Origin of the sequence: Billgrantia desiderata (assembly GCF_900108215.1) — a bacterium.
In the GTDB taxonomy this organism is placed as follows: domain Bacteria; phylum Pseudomonadota; class Gammaproteobacteria; order Pseudomonadales; family Halomonadaceae; genus Halomonas; species Halomonas desiderata.
On sequence record NZ_FNVC01000024.1, the window covers coordinates 1 to 14,842 of the forward strand.

Here is a 14,842-nt window from a genome sequence, read left to right on the forward strand (position 1 = left end):
GCCTTATCCGTAGAAAAGCAAACCTGGCTGGAAGCTCGATCAAGTCTGTTTCCTGACTTGTGCAAGTAGTGATATTCAATAGAGTATCCTGTCCTGGCCGTTCACCCGGCACAGCAGGACAACTGCGTCACGTCCTTGGGGAAAGTCTGAGCGCAGAGATTGAGCCACTCCACCATGGTCAGGTAGGGAAACAGTGATCTTGCTCAGTCGCGGTCAGTCACCATTGAACTCACGGAAGACCTCCGGTATCTCCTGCCCCCCAAACTGCCGAGAGGACGTCATGGACATCTCGACTTCCCGGGAGGTCGAGATGTTGACGACGGCCGGCGCGGCCTTGTCGACCAGCTCCGTGAAGTCTGGCAGTCGTGGCTCGGCGAGGGCTGGCGTCACCATCAATAGTAAAGCTAGGCTCATCAGCCAGGCGTGCGAGTGCGGCTTGGGTATCAAAATGGGCTCCTTCCGGGGCATGGAACATGGTAACCGTGTTTGGTACGGCGCCCACTACGCAAAGTTCCATACGCCTAGCCCCGGCTCGGTCTTCATTAGAATTCGGGCTTGAATCTTGAGTTGCTATAGGTTTTATACTGCTGGGTCATCAGGTGACACTAGGATGACGCATGGGACATCATCACGATCATCCCCATCTTGACCCCACCTCTGGTGACCGTCGGATGAGCATCGCCATCTGGGCCAACGGGATATTGACTGTTGCTCAGATCGTTGGGGGTATCCTGGCGGGAAGCCTCGCGCTGATCGCGGATGCGCTGCATAACTTTCCGACATGGCTGCCCTTATCATTGCATTTGCTGCCCGCAAGATCGCGAGACGGCCGCCAGACTCTCAGATGACGTTCGGCTATGGGCGAATCGAGATTGTCGCAGCGCTGATCAACTACACGACCCTCATTCTCGTTGGGTTTTATCTAATTTATGAAGGCGTGATGCGCATGATCGACCCGCCAGAGATTCAGGGCTGGATAGTCGTCATCATCGGCATTGTCGCTCTTCTTGTCGATGCGCTAACGGCCTTGCTCACCTGGTCGATGCAAAAACATAGCGTCAACATTCGGGCTCTCTTCCTGCACAACCTGTCTGATGCGTTTGCGTCCATCGCTGTGATCATTGGCGGCTCGCTGATTCTGCTATACGACATGCGCTGGGTAGACCCCGCGATTACGATCAGTATTGCACTCTATATTCTCTATCTTGCCTTTACGGAGATAGGTGGCCCCATCCGGACACTGATGCTGAGCTCGCCACCCGATGTCGATGGTCAATCAGTCATTGATGCCCTGCGTAGCGTCGAAGGGGTTGAGGATGTGCATCATGTTCACCTATGGCAAATGCAGGAGAATACCGCCGCACTTGACTGCCACGTGGTGACGACGGAAGAAGGCTGGCAGCAGCTCGAGGCGATCAAGGCGGATATCAAAGCACGCTTTGACATTGGCCACTCCAGCTTGGAATTCGAGCATATTGATCATGCGCATCAGGGAGCCAATCTTTATGGGCATGGATAACACGCCACTATTCGCCGACTTGGGCACCCATCAGCGGTTGAGATCCACTCAGCAGTCCTCTCGTCGTGCTTTTCGCTTAACCATTTGAATTGGAGAAGTAAATGTACAAAAAAGCGACTTTTATCCTGGCCGGTGCGTTGATGCTGATCGCCATCATCGTGATCGTATCGAGACCCTCGCTGTTGGGCATGGGCGCCGAGGCGGCCAACCAGGATGGAGCTCAGGTCGAAAACTCTCTGGTGCGCTCACACTCGCCTATTCTGGGGCCGGAAGAAGCACCGGTGACCATCGTGGAGTTCTTCGACCCGGCCTGTGAGGCCTGCCGTGCCTTCTACCCGCTGACCAAGCGCATCCTGGAAGAGTACCCCGACCAGGTGCGGCTGGTGGTGCGCTACACGCCCTTCCACGGAGAAGTGTCCGAAACCGCCATTCGCGTGCTGGAAGTCGCCAGGCACCAGGACGTCTTCCAGCCGGTGCTGGAGGCGTTGCTGGCCCGCCAGAGCCAGTGGGCGGCTCATGGCAGCTTCGATGAAGCTGCTATTCTGGATATCGCCAGCCAGGCCGGTCTAGATAGAGCTGCAGCAGAGGAACAACTTGATTCACCCGAGGTACAAGCGGTCTTCGACCAGGACAAGGCTGACGTCAAGGCCAATCAGATCCGCCAGACGCCGACCTTTTTCGTCAATGGCGAGCTGGTGGACCCCTTCGGCATGCAGGAGCTGGTCGACGCCGTCAATCGTGAGGTGACCGAGGCCTCTGGCGAGGACGATGCGTCATGACGCGACGCTGGATGCTGGTAGGGTTGATGGGGCTGGGCCCTCTGCTGGCCGAAGCCCATTGGCAAGACAATGCCTCGCTATCACCGAGCGAGCCGACATCGGCCAGGGCACAAGCTATCCCGCAGGAGGGATCATCACCCTCGGCTGTTCAGCCGCCCGAGCGCGTCGCCCAAGAGCTAACCGTGGCACCAGGGGATACCCTGAATGCATTGCTGCAGCAGCTTGGCGCGGATTCCGACACGCGCACCCAAGCGTCGAAATCGCTGGCGGAGAGGTTCGACCCGAGACGCTTGCGGCCTGGAGACCGTCTCACTTTCACCTCTCTGACGACCGGACAGCCGGTGTCGGTGACCATCGAGCGTGATTCGGGTATTCAATACGTCGTCACGCTTGGGGAGCGGCCGTCGACGCGGATTGTCCCGCCTCGTCTCGACACCCTGACTCTGGGCCGTGAAGTGGACGTCGAAACGTCACTCTATGCCGCCTTGGCGGCAGAGGGGATACCCACGCGTTTCGCCGTGGACCTCGAGGTGCTGTTAGGCGGACTCATGGACACAGCCCGAGATATTTCGGGCGCGGAGCGCCTGCAGTTACTGTGGGAAGAGGATCGCCGAGAGGATGGCACGCGAGTTGGGCCTCCCCGTCTGACCTATATGGGGTTGGCTGACCAGTCGGCACGACTGGAGATGGTATGGCCAGCGGACCAGAGAGCCACCGTGATGCTCTACAAGGACGGTAGCCTTGTGGAGACGAAGCGGTTCCCGGTGGTCGGCGCACGCCTGACGTCCGCCTTCGGCAATCGACGCCATCCCGTATACGGGGGGGTACGTCGTCATGACGGCGTCGACCTTGCCGCGCCTCGCGGCACCCCGGTCATGGCGACGGCGCCGGGGCGGGTCTCCTTCATCGGTCGCCGTGGAGGTTATGGTCGTGTCGTGGAGGTAGAGCACGAGATGGGCACCCTCAGCCGCTATACGCATCTCAGCCGCTTCGCCTCCGGTCTGTCGGTCGGGGACGTCATCAATGCCGGCGACACGCTGGGGGAAGTCGGGGCCTCCGGACTCACCACGGGTCCCAACCTGCACTACGAAGTGAGAGTGGGTGACCGACCTGTCGATCCTCTGGAGGAGGGGCAGCGCATCATTCTGGGGGAGTCACCGGCACCCCAGGATTATCGAAGCGTGCTCTTCGAGGCTCGTGGTCGTCTGCAAAAAGCCATCGGTACGTCCGGTCTGGTCGCCTTGGATAATCGATAGGCCGACAGGCAGGCTTGTTGTATGACACGCATCGGTGGCCATGTAATGGCTATTGTCGTGTGACACAACATTCCCTGCAGTACCAATCCTCCAGAAGGGAAGGGTCTATGGAAGGTGTCTCTCCGGTCACACTGGGGTTCCTGGGTAGTCTTGCCGCCGGTTCGATGACCGCCATCGGAGCGCTACCTGTCCTGATCAGCAAGGCGCCCGATCGTGCCGTTCGCGACCTGGCACTCGGATTCGCCGCCGGTGTCATGCTGGCGGCGTCCTTCTTTTCACTGATCATTCCCTCCCTGGAAGCCTCTGGACTGCGCTATGGCGGTAGCGTCTTGCCTGCCGCCATTGCCTGCGCGTCGATACTGATGGGGATCGGACTGGTCGCCCTGCTGAATGAGCGACTCCCCCACGAACATTTCGAACAGGGGCGTGAAGGGCCGGAGGCTGCATCGCTGCGCCGAATCTGGTTATTCATCTTCGCCATCACGATCCACAACCTGCCAGAGGGTCTGGCGGTGGGTGTGGCCTTCGGAGCAGGGGGAAGCGAAGGGGGACTTCCCCTTGCTATCGGTATCGGCCTGCAGAATGCGCCGGAAGGCCTGGCGGTGGCAGTGGCATTGCTGGGTGAGGGGTATTCACGCTGGCGATCCTGGACCATTGCCTCCCTCACCGGGCTGGTCGAGCCGTTGGGTGGCCTGCTGGGAGCGGGAGTCGTCAGCATGTCGCAAGTGCTGCTCCCCTGGGGGCTGGCCTTCGCCGCCGGCGCCATGCTCTATGTCATCAGCCATGAGATCATTCCCGAGACCCACCGAAGCGGCCACCAGAACAAGGCGACGCTGGGGCTCTCGGTGGGATTGGTACTCATGCTGTTCCTGGATGTCTCGCTGGGCTAGCATGCCGACCCGTCCAGGCGCCTACCCCAGATCGTGAGCGCCTCCGTGGGCCTGGTCGCTGATACAAAGCTGATGATCGCCCAACACTTCAATGATCCGGCAGCTTTCGACCTTCCCCCCGGCACACTGGCTCACCATCCGTCTGAGCTCGTCACGCAGAGCGGAGAGCCGCTGCAGCCGCGCCTCGATCTCCTCCAGGTGGTGCTTGGCAATGGCGTCGACCTCCTGACACGGCATGTCGGGTTGGTCTGACATGGCCAGCAGTTCACGCACCGCATCCACCGAGAAGCCGAAGTCCCGGGCATGGCGAATGAAGGTCAACCGCCTGACAGCCTCCTCGCCGTAGCGTCGCTGCCCACCCACGGTGCGCGACGCATCGCCCACCAACCCGATGCGCTCATAGTAGCGCACCGTTTCAGGCTTGCAGCCGGCGCGCCGTGCCAGCTCGCCGATGCCGATGGCAGGGCTAATCTCCGGCATCCTGATGTTCCTCCCGTATGGCTTGAATCTATAGTTGCTATAAGGTTTATACTGCAAAGGATAACGCATCGCCAGGAGTGTCACCATGAAGAATTCAGCACCCATAGCCACGGCCACAGCCTCGACGCTACGGGTGGAAGGCATGGACTGTGGTGGGTGCGAGCGCAAGGTCGAAGCTGCGCTGGGCCGCCTGGAGGGCATCGAGGAGGTGTCGGCCAGCTCGGTCACCGGATCGGTGACGATTCACCCTCAGCAGAGCACGAGGTCCTCTCATGAGGCGATCGAGCGGACCCTTAACGAGCTCGGTTACCGCCTTGCCGGCGAGGATGAGGGAGGTAAGTCGGATGCCTCCCCAGCCTCTTGGTGGCAGACCGCCAAGGGACGCCTGGTAATCGTCACCGGGGGCCTGCTGACTCTGGCCTTCGTTCTCCGCCTGACCTGGCCGGCCCTGGGCAACTGGCCCTTCGTCGCCGCCACCCTGGTGGGGCTGGTGCCCATCGCACAGAGTGCCTGGGGCGCGCTGAAGATGCGCAACCCCTTCACCATCGAGATGCTGATGAGCATCGCCGCCCTGGGCGCCCTGGCCATCGATGCCGCCGCCGAGGCGGCGGTGGTGGTCTTCCTGTTCGCCGTGGGCGAATTGCTGGAGGGGGTGGCCGCCTCAAGGGCGCGACGCAGCATTTCGGCCCTCGCGGACCTCACCCCGTCCACGGCGAGGCTGATGGAGGATGGGGAAATCCGGGAGGTCTCGGCCGCCACGCTTACGCCCGGGCAGCGAGTCCTGGTGCGACCGGGCGACCGCGTCCCCTGCGATGGGCGTATCCTGACCGGCGAGTCCGATGTGGATGAGTCACCGATCAATGGGGAGTCCGTGCCCCGCTCGCGTGCCCCGGGTGACGACATCTTCGCCGGCACGGTCAACCTCGATGCCGCCCTGGAAGTGGAGGTAACCCGCGGTGCCGAGGACAACACCATCGCCCGGGTCATCCGCCTGGTGGAGGAGGCCCAGGCCGCCAAGGCACCGGTGGCCCGCTTCATCGATCGCTTCGCTTTCTACTACATGCCGGCGGTGGTGGGGCTCGCCCTGCTGATGGCGGTGGTGCCGCCGCTGGTCTCGACCATGGCCTGGTCGGAATCGGTCTATCGCGCCCTGGCCCTGCTGTTGATCGCCTGTCCTTGTGCCCTGGTGATCTCGACCCCCGCGGCGATCGCTGCCGGCCTCTCGGCGGGCGCCCGCCGTGGGCTGCTGATCAAGGGCGGCGCGGTGCTCGAACAGCTGGGTAAGCTCCGAACGGTGGCGCTGGACAAGACCGGCACCCTCACCGCCGGTACCCCCAAGGTCACCGACGTGGAGGATTGGGCCACCGGCCAGGGCGCGCAGGAGATCCTGAGGCTGGCCGCCGCGCTGGAACGTGACTCCAGTCATCCCATCGCCACCGCCATCTTCTCGCATGCACAGCAGCTGGGCCTTTCCATCCCCCAGACGAACGGCAACCGAGCCCTTTCGGGACGTGGCGTCGCTGGTCAGGTCGAGGGGCGTGAGCTGAGCTTGGTCTCCCCCCGGCAACTGACAGAGCAGGCTGCACTCGATGACGATCTGAGCGCCCGGATCGCCGAGTTGGAACACGCCGGCAAGAGTCTCGCCCTGCTGGTCGAGAGCGAGCGTCCGCTGGGGCTGATCGCAGTACGCGATGAGCCGCGTGAGGACGCCCAGGAGGGGCTGACGGCGCTGTCACGCCTGGGCGTGCAGGCGGTGATGCTCAGCGGTGACAATGCACGTACCGCCGCTGCCATCGGTGGCTCTCTCGGCATCGAGGCGTATGGCGAGCTGATGCCCGAGGACAAGGCCCGGCGCGTGCAGGCGTGGCAGGCCGCCGGCCGGGGGCCTGTAGGGAAGGTGGGTGACGGGATCAACGATGCCCCGGCGCTGGCAGCAGCCGATGTCGGCATCGCCATGGGGGGCGGCACCGACGTGGCACTGGAAACGGCGGATGCGGCCCTGCTCAAGAACCGCGTCACCGGCATCGCCGAGCTGATTGACCTGTCTCGGGCCACGCTGCGCAACGTCAAGACCAACGTCGCCCTGGCGCTGGGTCTGAAGGCCATCTTCCTGGTGACCACGGCATTGGGCATTACCGGCATGTGGATCGCGGTGATGGCGGATACCGGCGCCACCGTGTTGGTGACCCTGAACGCCATGCGGCTGCTGGGCTATCGCTTCTCGCCCGTCACCGCCACGAGTGGCTCGGCAAGCCCGCGCTACCAGGAAGCCACGTCATGAGAACGAAACGGATAGCGATGGCGCGTCAGGGCCCGTACTGGTTGGCCCTGGCGGGCCTGGTCGGCCTGGCCGACCAAGTCATCAAGTGGCTGGTGCAGGCGCTGATGCCGTATGGCCAGACCGTCCCGCTGACCCCATTCTTCAACTGGGGTCACTGGTGGAACACGGGGGCAGCCTTCAGCTTCCTCGCCGATGCGGGTGGCTGGCAGCGCTATCTTTTCCTGGGCCTGACGGGGATGGTGGCTATCGTTCTGACCATCCTGTTGTGCCGGCCCAGGCCCCGTCTGGAGGCGCTGGGGTACAGCTTGATGCTGGGTGGCGCGTTGGGTAATGGCATCGACCGCCTGGCACGAGGGTATGTGGTGGACTACCTGGACGTTTACTGGCGTGAATGGCATTGGCCCGCCTTCAACCTGGCGGATATCGCTCTGTTCCTGGGCGTAGTGGCCTTCGCCATTACGACCTTGCGTGAGCGTCCCTCCTCCAGATTGTCTGAGTGACGGCATGGTTGCAGACAACCTGTCAGTCCCGCACAAGACGCTTGCCGGACGGGTCACGCCGGCTCTCGGCTGTTTGCTGGCCCTGGTCGCCGGAGGGCTGACCACCCTGAGCGCCGCGCCCTTCGCGCTGTGGTGGCTGGGCCCGATAGCGGTGGCCCTCGTCTATGTCGGCATCCATGCTCTGACACCCTCTCAGGCCGCCCTTCGCGGCTGGTGCTATGGGGTAGGCCTGTTCGGCTCGGGGACCTCCTGGGTCTTCGTCGCGATCCACGACTATGGCTATACCGGGGCGCCCCTAGCGCTCTTCCTCACCGGTCTGTTCGTGGCCGGCCTGGCGCTGTTCTTTGCCGTGCCCTTCTGGTTCTATCGTCGCATAACGGGCCGGCGGCTGGCCTTCCTCAGCTTCGCCGGCGTCTGGGTGCTGAGCGAATGGCTGCGCACCTGGCTGTTTACCGGGTTTCCCTGGCTGCTGCTGGGCACCTCCCAGGTAGACTCGCCATTGGCGGCCTGGGCTCCGGTCGGTGGGGTCTACCTGCTATCGCTGATCACTGCGCTGACCGGCACCCTGGGCGTGGAGTTTCTGCGCCGACGCTGGTGGGCCATAGTGCCCATCGCCGCTCTTTGGTTGACTCCCCTGGCCCTGCCGGCCCAGTGGACCTCCCCGGCCGGCGAGCCGCTGCGGGTCGCCTTGCTGCAGGGCAACCTGGATCAGGCGATCAAATGGACGCCCGAGGGCCAGCGCGAGGCGGCCAGTATCTACACGGTGTTGACCCTTGCCCAGTCCGGCGACCTCGACCTGGTTGTCTGGCCCGAGGCGGCCCTGCCGATGTTCGAGCAAGAGGCGCGACCGATCCTCGAGCGGGTGCAGTCCAATCTCGCGCCCGACACCGCCCTGCTCACCGGCATTCTGCAGCGCGACGGAGGCGACTACTACAACAGCGTGATCGGCCTGGGGAACGCCGAGGGCCAGTATCGTAAGGCGCGCCTGGTGCCCTTCGGCGAATACTTGCCGCTTGATCGTCTGCTCGCCGGTACCATTGCCTTCTTCGACCTGCCCATGCCAACCATGACGCCCGGGCCCGAGGCTCAGGGGCCGATCCACGCCGCCGGGACCACCATCGGCAACGCCATCTGCTACGAGATCATCTATGCCGACCGGGTCGCCGAGCAGGCGCGCGATGCTGAGCTACTGCTGACGGTCTCCAACGACACCTGGTTCGGCCGTTCCATCGGCCCCCTGCAGCATCTGCAGATGGCCCGCCTTCGCGCCCTGGAGAACGGCCGGTACCTGATCCGCGCCACCAGCAACGGCGTGACCGCCATCGTCGATCCTCAGGGCCGCGTCACGGCCCGCGCACCACAGTTCCAGGCGACGAGCCTTCGCGGCGAGGTGATGCCCATGGTGGGAAACACGCCGTTCACCCGAACCGGTAGCTGGCCGACCTGGCTGTTGGCCGCCTTACTGGTGCTGCTTGGATGGCGATTCAACACACATCGGTCTGGATGATAAGGGTCCAGCCGAAAAGGGAGAGGATGATGGCGTTGTCGAAACCTCACTCAGGTACGGCGGGGGAAGCTTCGTTGTGGCAACTCCGAACACGCACACTGGTGGGAGTGCTGGCAGGCTGGCTCGCGCTCATCGGCGTTGCTCAGGCCCAGGAGGAGAACGAGTGGCCCCGCGGCCACTATCCATTGCCTGAGGAAGGCAATGTGATCGGCGACACCTACCGCATAACGGTGGAGGATCGAGAAGATACCCTGCTCGATATCGCCAGGCGACACAACCTGGGGTACAGGGAGATCGTGCGCGCCAACCCGGACGTGAGCATCTGGATTCCCGGCGAGGGTACCGAGGTGACCATACCCGGGCGCTTCATCCTGCCCGCCGGAGAGCGCACTGGCATCGTCATCAACATCGCCGAGCTGCGCCTATATTACTATCCCGAGGTGGATGACGACGAGACACCACGTGTCGAGACCTATCCTATCGGCATCGGTCGCGAGGGCTTCGATACCCCCCTCGGGGTGACCAAGACCACCATGAATATCAAGAACCCCGCCTGGTATCCCCCCGAGTCGGTGCAGCGTGAAGCCAGGGCACGCGGTGAAGAGGCACCCAGTGTAGTGCCCCCAGGCCCGGACAATCCGCTGGGAGACCATGCCATTATCCTTGGATTCGATGGCTACTTGATCCATGGCACCAACCAGCCGGATGGTATCGGCATGCGTGCCAGCCGTGGCTGTATTCGCATGTTCCCTGGGGACATCGAGTCGATTTTCGACCGCGTGCCCGCCGGCACCCAGGTCCAAATCGTCAACCAGCCCATCAAGATCGGCTGGTATGAAGGGCAACCGCTGATTCAGGCATTCTCGCCTCTGGAGGGAGAGGGGCACAGCATGTCCACGTTGGTAGAGACCGTCACACGCCTCAACCAGCGCAAGGCCGAGGGCTGGAGCTTCGATTATGAACAGCTTCGCGGCCTGCTGAATGATCCCAGCGATCGAATAGTAGCCCTGAATCCCAGGCCGGAGCCGGATAAAACGCATGATACTGATTACAAGGGGATCTACGCAGAAATCGCGCTGCGCAGACTATGACAACGACAAGGCGAGTCTTGTCGGTCTCGTGACACTGGGTATTCGGTCGTGGCTGATCCAGGATCTATAGCGCTCTACATGACCATTGGCGTTGCGTTTATAGCCCCACCTTGCCGCATGGAACGGTAGGTTCCTAGGCTTGCTTTTGGCATACCGATTCTGGGGAGGGAAGGGCTATTGACCTCGACGTTGCTCTGGGCTACCTACTGCCTTGGGAGTTCTCGCTGGCCTGGCCATGGGCTGGGAGCAACTGGTCCTGTTGGGTATCGCCCCCCTGCTGGTGAGCCTACTGCCCTGCCTCATCATGTGTGGGCTGGGGCTGTGCATGATGAAATGCCAGGACAAGAAAGGGAAAGCGACCGACCAGGGCGAAGTCTCCAACGTACAGGCCAAGGCGGAATCCTCTGAAATACAAGCCGAGGTAGAAGCCTATCCGGCAGCGCCCAAGCAAGCGGAAGCCGCTATTCCCCACGAAGCTGACCAGCAGGTGTCATCATCAGAGCACCCCCTGTCCAAGCTTCAAGCCTAGCCGCGGGATAAGGAGGGGGATAAGGAGGGATGTGGGAAGTCGCCAACATCGGCCTGATCACGGCGTTTCTGGCAGGCCTGATCTCATTCGCGTCGCCCTGTGTCTTGCCGCTCGTACCCGGGTACCTCTCCTTCGTCGCCGGCCGCTCGCTGGGGCAGCTACAGGAAGCGGACCGGCGCGAACGGTTCCGGGTGTTGACCCAGTCGATATGGTTCGTGCTGGGGTTCTCTACGGTCTTCCTGATGCTGGGCGCCAGTGCCACGGCCATCGGTCGCTTGCTGCTGGCCTATCGCCAGGAAGCCAATCTGGTCGGCGGTATCATCGTCATCCTGTTTGGTGCCTTCATGACCGGCCTCATCCCGCTGCATGGGCTACAGCGAGAGTGGCGCTTTATCGGCCGGCTCAAGGCAGAGGGTGGCGGGCGTAGTGCGGCGTATCTGCTGGGCGTGGCGTTCGCCTTCGGCTGGACCCCCTGTATTGGCCCGATCCTGGGCGCCATCCTGACCGTCAGCGCCTCGACGGCCAATGCTTCGAGCGGCATGGCGTTACTCGGCATTTATTCGCTAGGCCTGGGGGTGCCCTTCCTGCTGAGCGCCGTTTCGCTCGATCGCTTCTTGCACCACCAGAAATTCTTGCGCCGCTGGGGCCGAGCCATGCACCTGGCGGCAGGACTGATCATGATCCTGATGGGCATCTTGATGATGACCGGAAAACTGACCGAGCTCTCGTATTGGCTATTGCGCACCTTTCCCGCCTTAGGTGCCATCGGCTAACCGTTATCCAGGGAAATAGTGATATGAAAAAAATGATGAGTCGCTTCTGGCATACCCTATCAATCACGAGCGGGGCCATCATCGGCCTTGGCATCGCCTCCGTGGCCGCAGCGGCCGAAGATGTCTTGCCGGCGCTGGAGTATGACCTGACCGGAGCTCGTCTGCTCAAGGTGAATTCCAGCCAGCTGTTTGAAAGCACGAACGGTGGCGACTCCTGGCAGGCCATCCCGTTGCCCGAGGCCGTAAGGACCGGGCAGTTGGTGGTGGCGCCGGCTGCCGCTGAGCAGACGCTTTATATCGCCGGCCCATCGATTGGAGTGCAGCGTAGCGACGACAATGGCGACAGCTGGTACCGGGTCGATGAGGGCCTGCCCAGCCGGAACGTCATCGCTTTCAGTGCCCACCGACATCAAGTCGAGACGCTCTACGCCAAGATCGCTGACGACGGCATCTACCAAAGTGACGATGCCGGCGAATCATGGCGGAAGAAGGATAGCGGCCCTGTCCAACCTGTTCGCCGGCTCGTCCACTCCGATATGGAGGGCAGCATGCAGACCGGTTGGCTCTATGCGGTGTCTGACGATGCGGTGCGCCTGTCGATGGATTGCTTTTGCGGCTGGCGACCGACCGGAGAGCTCGATGCCGATACCGTCTACGATGTGGCCTACGAGTTCGACGAGCCCGAACGTGTCTATGTGGCCACGGATCGAGGCCTGTGGGTCAGCGACAATGGTGGCAAGGCGTGGCTACGGATAGAAGGCGACGCTCCTGAACTCGTCGCGATCACTCTGGCGCCAGAAGGTACCCTCTATGGTTTGGATCGCGTGGGGGAACTCGTGCGCAGTAATGACCAAGGCCGGAACTGGAGGGCGATTCCCGATGCGTAACCGCGGGGTCCTCGTCACAACCTGGCTGCTGTTAAGTACTGCCGGGCAGGCCATGGCGGATGATGCCCCTCTTTCGCACGATGCCTCTCAGCCGATAGAGGGGGAGCAGATTTACCAGCAGCATTGTGCCAGCTGCCACGGCATCGATGGCGAGGGGATGCCGAACTGGCAGCGACCCAATGCGATGGGTGAGTTGCCGGCCCCACCACATGGGCCAGAAGGGCATACCTGGAAGCACTCCGATGCCATGCTGTATCGGATGGTCTCCGAAGGGTGGCGCGACCCCTGGAACGAGACCGAACGACTGACCATGCCGGCCTTCGAGGACGTGCTCACCCCTGCCGAGATCCGCTCCGTAATTAATTACCTCAAGACGCTATGGACGCCAGAGCAACAACGTCATCAGGCGGAAGAAAGCGAGGGAGCCTCATTTCCGATGCAAAGTGAGTAGCTGTGGGGTCTAAGTATTGAAGGGTATCCGGATTAAGTGGTAGATGGAGCCCCCTTGCTCCTTCGAACCCTTAACTCTCCCAGAAGGTTGATAGATCGACGCCGTAGTTTTTCTCAGGCTCGGGAAGACCCATGCTGTAGGTCATGGTGGCCTTGCCCAGGAAGGGGGATTCCTTGATCTGCGGCACCTTCTTCTTGTGCTTGGTGGTGTAGAGCATCCGGGCCCGCATCACCTCGAATGAGTAGCCCCGGCCATCGCGGTTCTTGTCCTTGGCCAGCCGATTGATCGACTCCGTGAAGGCGTTGGTGATTGGGGTGTCGGTTTCGAAGTAGGCCAGCACCTCCTCGCGCCATCCGCTGACGGCGCTGACGAGATCCTTCCACACCTCTTTCTGCCCCTGTGGAATGTCGTCAATCCAGCGGGCCAGCGCCTTTTCGGCATCACGCCGGGTGGTGCTGTCCCAGATGTGGTAGAACCGCTCCTTGTGCTCGTAGGCCGCCAGGAGCTGAGGGAAGGCCCCTGTCCATGTCTCCATGATAAGCCGCTCGCGATCTGAAACGTCGTGGGCACGCTTCAGCAGGATCTTCCTATCGCCCTTGAGGGTCCGCCGCTGGTTTGGCTTCAGATCCTTCCTGAGTCCCTTACGCACCTTCTCCAGGGCTTCGTTGGCCATCCGCACCACATGGAACTTATCGACCACAATGCGAGCCTGCGGCAGTACCGCCTGGACAGCACGGCGGTAGGGTTTCCACATATCCATGCTGACGATCTCGACCTGGTGGCGCTCGGTCATGCTCATGAGGCGCCTCGTCACCGCGTCCTGCTGGCGACCGGGCAGCAGGTCCAGTAGGGTACGCTCCTCCAGGTTGGTCAGGATGCAGCGGTAGCGGCGGTTCAGGTACAGCTCGTCGATCCCCAGGCAGCGGGGTGTCTCGAAACGATGCCAGGCTGCCAGGAACTCAGCCTTCTTCTTGAATATCTCGCGGACAGTCTTCTCGTCGAGGCCCGTGGTATCAGCCACGTAGGCGTAGGGGTGATTGAAGGCTTCCTTCTCGACGTGGTTGTAAAGCCTCCGCGTCATGCGGTGATCGTCTACCATTTCCGGAAGAGCTGGCCGGAACGTCCTTCCACACGCCCGGCAGGTGTAGCGGCGACGGACCACCCAGAGGGTGACCCGCTTTCCGTGGATGGGTAGGTCGCGATAGGCCACATCGCGCTTGCCGAACCTGACAAACTCACTCTCAACGCCGCATTCCTCGCAAGCTAGAGGCTCAGGAGCTTCGACCTGGTAGTGGAGATCATGCTCTTCCATCTTGGTGCCTAGGACGTGGTACTCGGGAAGGTGAAGGATGTTGTCAGGCAAGCTAGTCATGCAAACTTTCCTTGTCGACATGGTCCATAGATGATCGCGACTCTTTGACCGCGTTGTTTTCAACGAACTGAAGGTGAGTTACTCCCTTGGGTCTTCTGCTTCTCTGAGCCCTTCATGCAATGACGCAATTAGCGGGCAAGTGATATTGCCTTGTTGTGCATGGCATCTGTCGACCATTTCGCTCAGCACCTTCTCAATTCTTTCAAGCCTGTCGATCTTCTCGCGAACGTCCCCTAACTTGTGCTCTGCGAGAGCACTGGCTTCTTGACAGTGGGCGCCATCTTCCAGCCGAAGTAGGTCACTGATCTCATCCAGACTAAAGCCCAGCTGCTGCGCCGTTTTCACGAACGTCAACCTGTCGATATCGGCGGCACTATAGCGTCGAATACCTCCGGGAGGGCGTTCGGGCTCCGATAATAGCCCTCGTCGCTGGTAATAGCGGATTGTCTCGACATTGACGCCGGCCGCCTTGGCCAGGCCGCCAATGGTCATGGTGTCCGCCACTTTATCTGCATGTCTCTTCATGA

General features: G+C 61.8%; 15 protein-coding genes and 1 pseudogene. 12 read left to right on the forward strand and 4 right to left on the reverse strand.

The features are described 5' to 3' along the window. Positions 1-213: 213 nt before the first annotated feature. The gene (locus C4S71_RS17930; protein ID WP_086509375.1) at positions 214-447 is read right to left on the reverse strand and encodes a S1C family serine protease; all 234 of its coding nucleotides are present in this window, start codon (positions 445-447) and stop codon (positions 214-216) included. A 224-nt stretch (positions 448-671) separates the two neighbouring features. On the opposite strand from C4S71_RS17930, the pseudogene C4S71_RS17935 reads away from it, so the two are divergent. The 4 genes and pseudogenes from C4S71_RS17935 (at position 672) to C4S71_RS17950 (ending at position 4,444) form a co-directional block, all read left to right on the forward strand. Continuing rightward, a pseudogene (locus C4S71_RS17935) lies at positions 672-1,519 on the forward strand (cation diffusion facilitator family transporter). A 101-nt stretch (positions 1,520-1,620) separates the two neighbouring features. Continuing rightward, positions 1,621-2,298, forward strand: a complete 678-nt coding sequence (locus C4S71_RS17940) for a DsbA family protein (RefSeq protein ID WP_086509374.1) — start codon at positions 1,621-1,623, stop codon at positions 2,296-2,298. Then, positions 2,295-3,554: a M23 family metallopeptidase gene (locus C4S71_RS22625; protein WP_200825301.1), complete on the forward strand. Its 1,260-nt coding sequence runs from the start codon at positions 2,295-2,297 to the stop codon at positions 3,552-3,554. The genes C4S71_RS17940 and C4S71_RS22625 overlap by 4 nt, the downstream gene beginning before the upstream one ends. A gap of 107 nt (positions 3,555-3,661) precedes the next feature. Beyond that, on the forward strand, positions 3,662-4,444 hold the full coding sequence (locus C4S71_RS17950) for a ZIP family metal transporter (protein WP_086509373.1): 783 nt from the start codon (positions 3,662-3,664) through the stop codon (positions 4,442-4,444). Positions 4,445-4,465: 21 nt separating this feature from the next. Here the strand turns inward: C4S71_RS17950 and C4S71_RS17955 are convergent, their stop codons facing one another. After that, positions 4,466-4,924, reverse strand: a complete 459-nt coding sequence (locus tag C4S71_RS17955; protein WP_086509372.1) for a MerR family transcriptional regulator — start codon at positions 4,922-4,924, stop codon at positions 4,466-4,468. Between the two features lie 85 nt (positions 4,925-5,009). Between C4S71_RS17955 and C4S71_RS17960 the strand changes: the two genes are divergently transcribed. From C4S71_RS17960 to C4S71_RS17995, 8 genes are all read left to right on the forward strand, one after another. Beyond that, entirely contained in the window at positions 5,010-7,205 is a 2,196-nt protein-coding gene (locus tag C4S71_RS17960; RefSeq protein ID WP_086509371.1) for a heavy metal translocating P-type ATPase, read from the forward strand. Beyond that, entirely contained in the window at positions 7,202-7,705 is a 504-nt protein-coding gene (gene lspA, locus C4S71_RS17965; protein ID WP_086509370.1) for a signal peptidase II, read from the forward strand. Before C4S71_RS17960 ends, lspA begins: the two co-directional genes overlap by 4 nt. A 4-nt stretch (positions 7,706-7,709) precedes the next feature. Beyond that, positions 7,710-9,212 carry an apolipoprotein N-acyltransferase gene (gene lnt, locus C4S71_RS17970; protein WP_086509369.1) on the forward strand — a complete coding sequence of 501 codons (1,503 nt, stop codon included), beginning with the start codon at positions 7,710-7,712 and terminating at the stop codon, positions 9,210-9,212. 74 nt (positions 9,213-9,286) lie between these two features. After that, entirely contained in the window at positions 9,287-10,303 is a 1,017-nt protein-coding gene (locus C4S71_RS17975) for a L,D-transpeptidase family protein (protein WP_235014438.1), read from the forward strand. A gap of 235 nt (positions 10,304-10,538) precedes the next feature. Then, positions 10,539-10,832 carry a hypothetical protein gene (locus C4S71_RS17980; RefSeq protein WP_086509367.1) on the forward strand — a complete coding sequence of 98 codons (294 nt, stop codon included), beginning with the start codon at positions 10,539-10,541 and terminating at the stop codon, positions 10,830-10,832. A gap of 29 nt (positions 10,833-10,861) precedes the next feature. After that, entirely contained in the window at positions 10,862-11,605 is a 744-nt protein-coding gene (locus C4S71_RS17985) for a cytochrome c biogenesis CcdA family protein (RefSeq protein ID WP_086509366.1), read from the forward strand. 23 nt (positions 11,606-11,628) lie between these two features. Next, positions 11,629-12,492 (forward strand): beta propeller repeat protein, encoded by an 864-nt coding sequence (locus C4S71_RS17990; RefSeq protein WP_086509365.1) that lies wholly within the window; start codon positions 11,629-11,631, stop codon positions 12,490-12,492. Then, complete coding sequence (locus C4S71_RS17995; RefSeq protein ID WP_176342808.1) at positions 12,485-12,943, forward strand: c-type cytochrome; 459 nt, start codon at positions 12,485-12,487, stop codon at positions 12,941-12,943. The genes C4S71_RS17990 and C4S71_RS17995 overlap by 8 nt, the downstream gene beginning before the upstream one ends. 70 nt (positions 12,944-13,013) lie before the next feature. Here the strand turns inward: C4S71_RS17995 and C4S71_RS18000 are convergent, their stop codons facing one another. Continuing rightward, positions 13,014-14,315, reverse strand: coding sequence for an ISL3 family transposase (locus C4S71_RS18000; protein WP_033988338.1), 1,302 nt, complete (start codon positions 14,313-14,315; stop codon positions 13,014-13,016). A 78-nt stretch (positions 14,316-14,393) separates the two neighbouring features. Continuing rightward, entirely contained in the window at positions 14,394-14,840 is a 447-nt protein-coding gene (gene merR / locus C4S71_RS18005; RefSeq protein ID WP_006911920.1) for an Hg(II)-responsive transcriptional regulator, read from the reverse strand. Between the last annotated feature and the right edge of the window lie 2 nt (positions 14,841-14,842).

What these genes read in the sequence shown, in the direction of transcription:
- C4S71_RS17940 (WP_086509374.1), top strand. Translation starts at nt 1,621, where the DNA reads ATGTACAAAAAAGCGACTTTTATCCTGGCCGGTGCGTTGATGCTGATC.
- C4S71_RS22625 (WP_200825301.1), top strand. Translation starts at nt 2,295, where the DNA reads ATGACGCGACGCTGGATGCTGGTAGGGTTGATGGGGCTGGGCCCTCTG.
- C4S71_RS17950 (WP_086509373.1), top strand. Translation starts at nt 3,662, where the DNA reads ATGGAAGGTGTCTCTCCGGTCACACTGGGGTTCCTGGGTAGTCTTGCC.
- C4S71_RS17955 (WP_086509372.1), bottom strand. Translation starts at nt 4,924, where the DNA reads ATGCCGGAGATTAGCCCTGCCATCGGCATCGGCGAGCTGGCACGGCGC.
- C4S71_RS17960 (WP_086509371.1), top strand. Translation starts at nt 5,010, where the DNA reads ATGAAGAATTCAGCACCCATAGCCACGGCCACAGCCTCGACGCTACGG.
- lspA (WP_086509370.1), top strand. Translation starts at nt 7,202, where the DNA reads ATGAGAACGAAACGGATAGCGATGGCGCGTCAGGGCCCGTACTGGTTG.
- lnt (WP_086509369.1), top strand. Translation starts at nt 7,710, where the DNA reads ATGGTTGCAGACAACCTGTCAGTCCCGCACAAGACGCTTGCCGGACGG.
- C4S71_RS17980 (WP_086509367.1), top strand. Translation starts at nt 10,539, where the DNA reads ATGGGCTGGGAGCAACTGGTCCTGTTGGGTATCGCCCCCCTGCTGGTG.
- C4S71_RS17985 (WP_086509366.1), top strand. Translation starts at nt 10,862, where the DNA reads ATGTGGGAAGTCGCCAACATCGGCCTGATCACGGCGTTTCTGGCAGGC.
- C4S71_RS17990 (WP_086509365.1), top strand. Translation starts at nt 11,629, where the DNA reads ATGAAAAAAATGATGAGTCGCTTCTGGCATACCCTATCAATCACGAGC.
- C4S71_RS17995 (WP_176342808.1), top strand. Translation starts at nt 12,485, where the DNA reads ATGCGTAACCGCGGGGTCCTCGTCACAACCTGGCTGCTGTTAAGTACT.
- C4S71_RS18000 (WP_033988338.1), bottom strand. Translation starts at nt 14,315, where the DNA reads ATGACTAGCTTGCCTGACAACATCCTTCACCTTCCCGAGTACCACGTC.
- merR (WP_006911920.1), bottom strand. Translation starts at nt 14,840, where the DNA reads ATGAAGAGACATGCAGATAAAGTGGCGGACACCATGACCATTGGCGGC.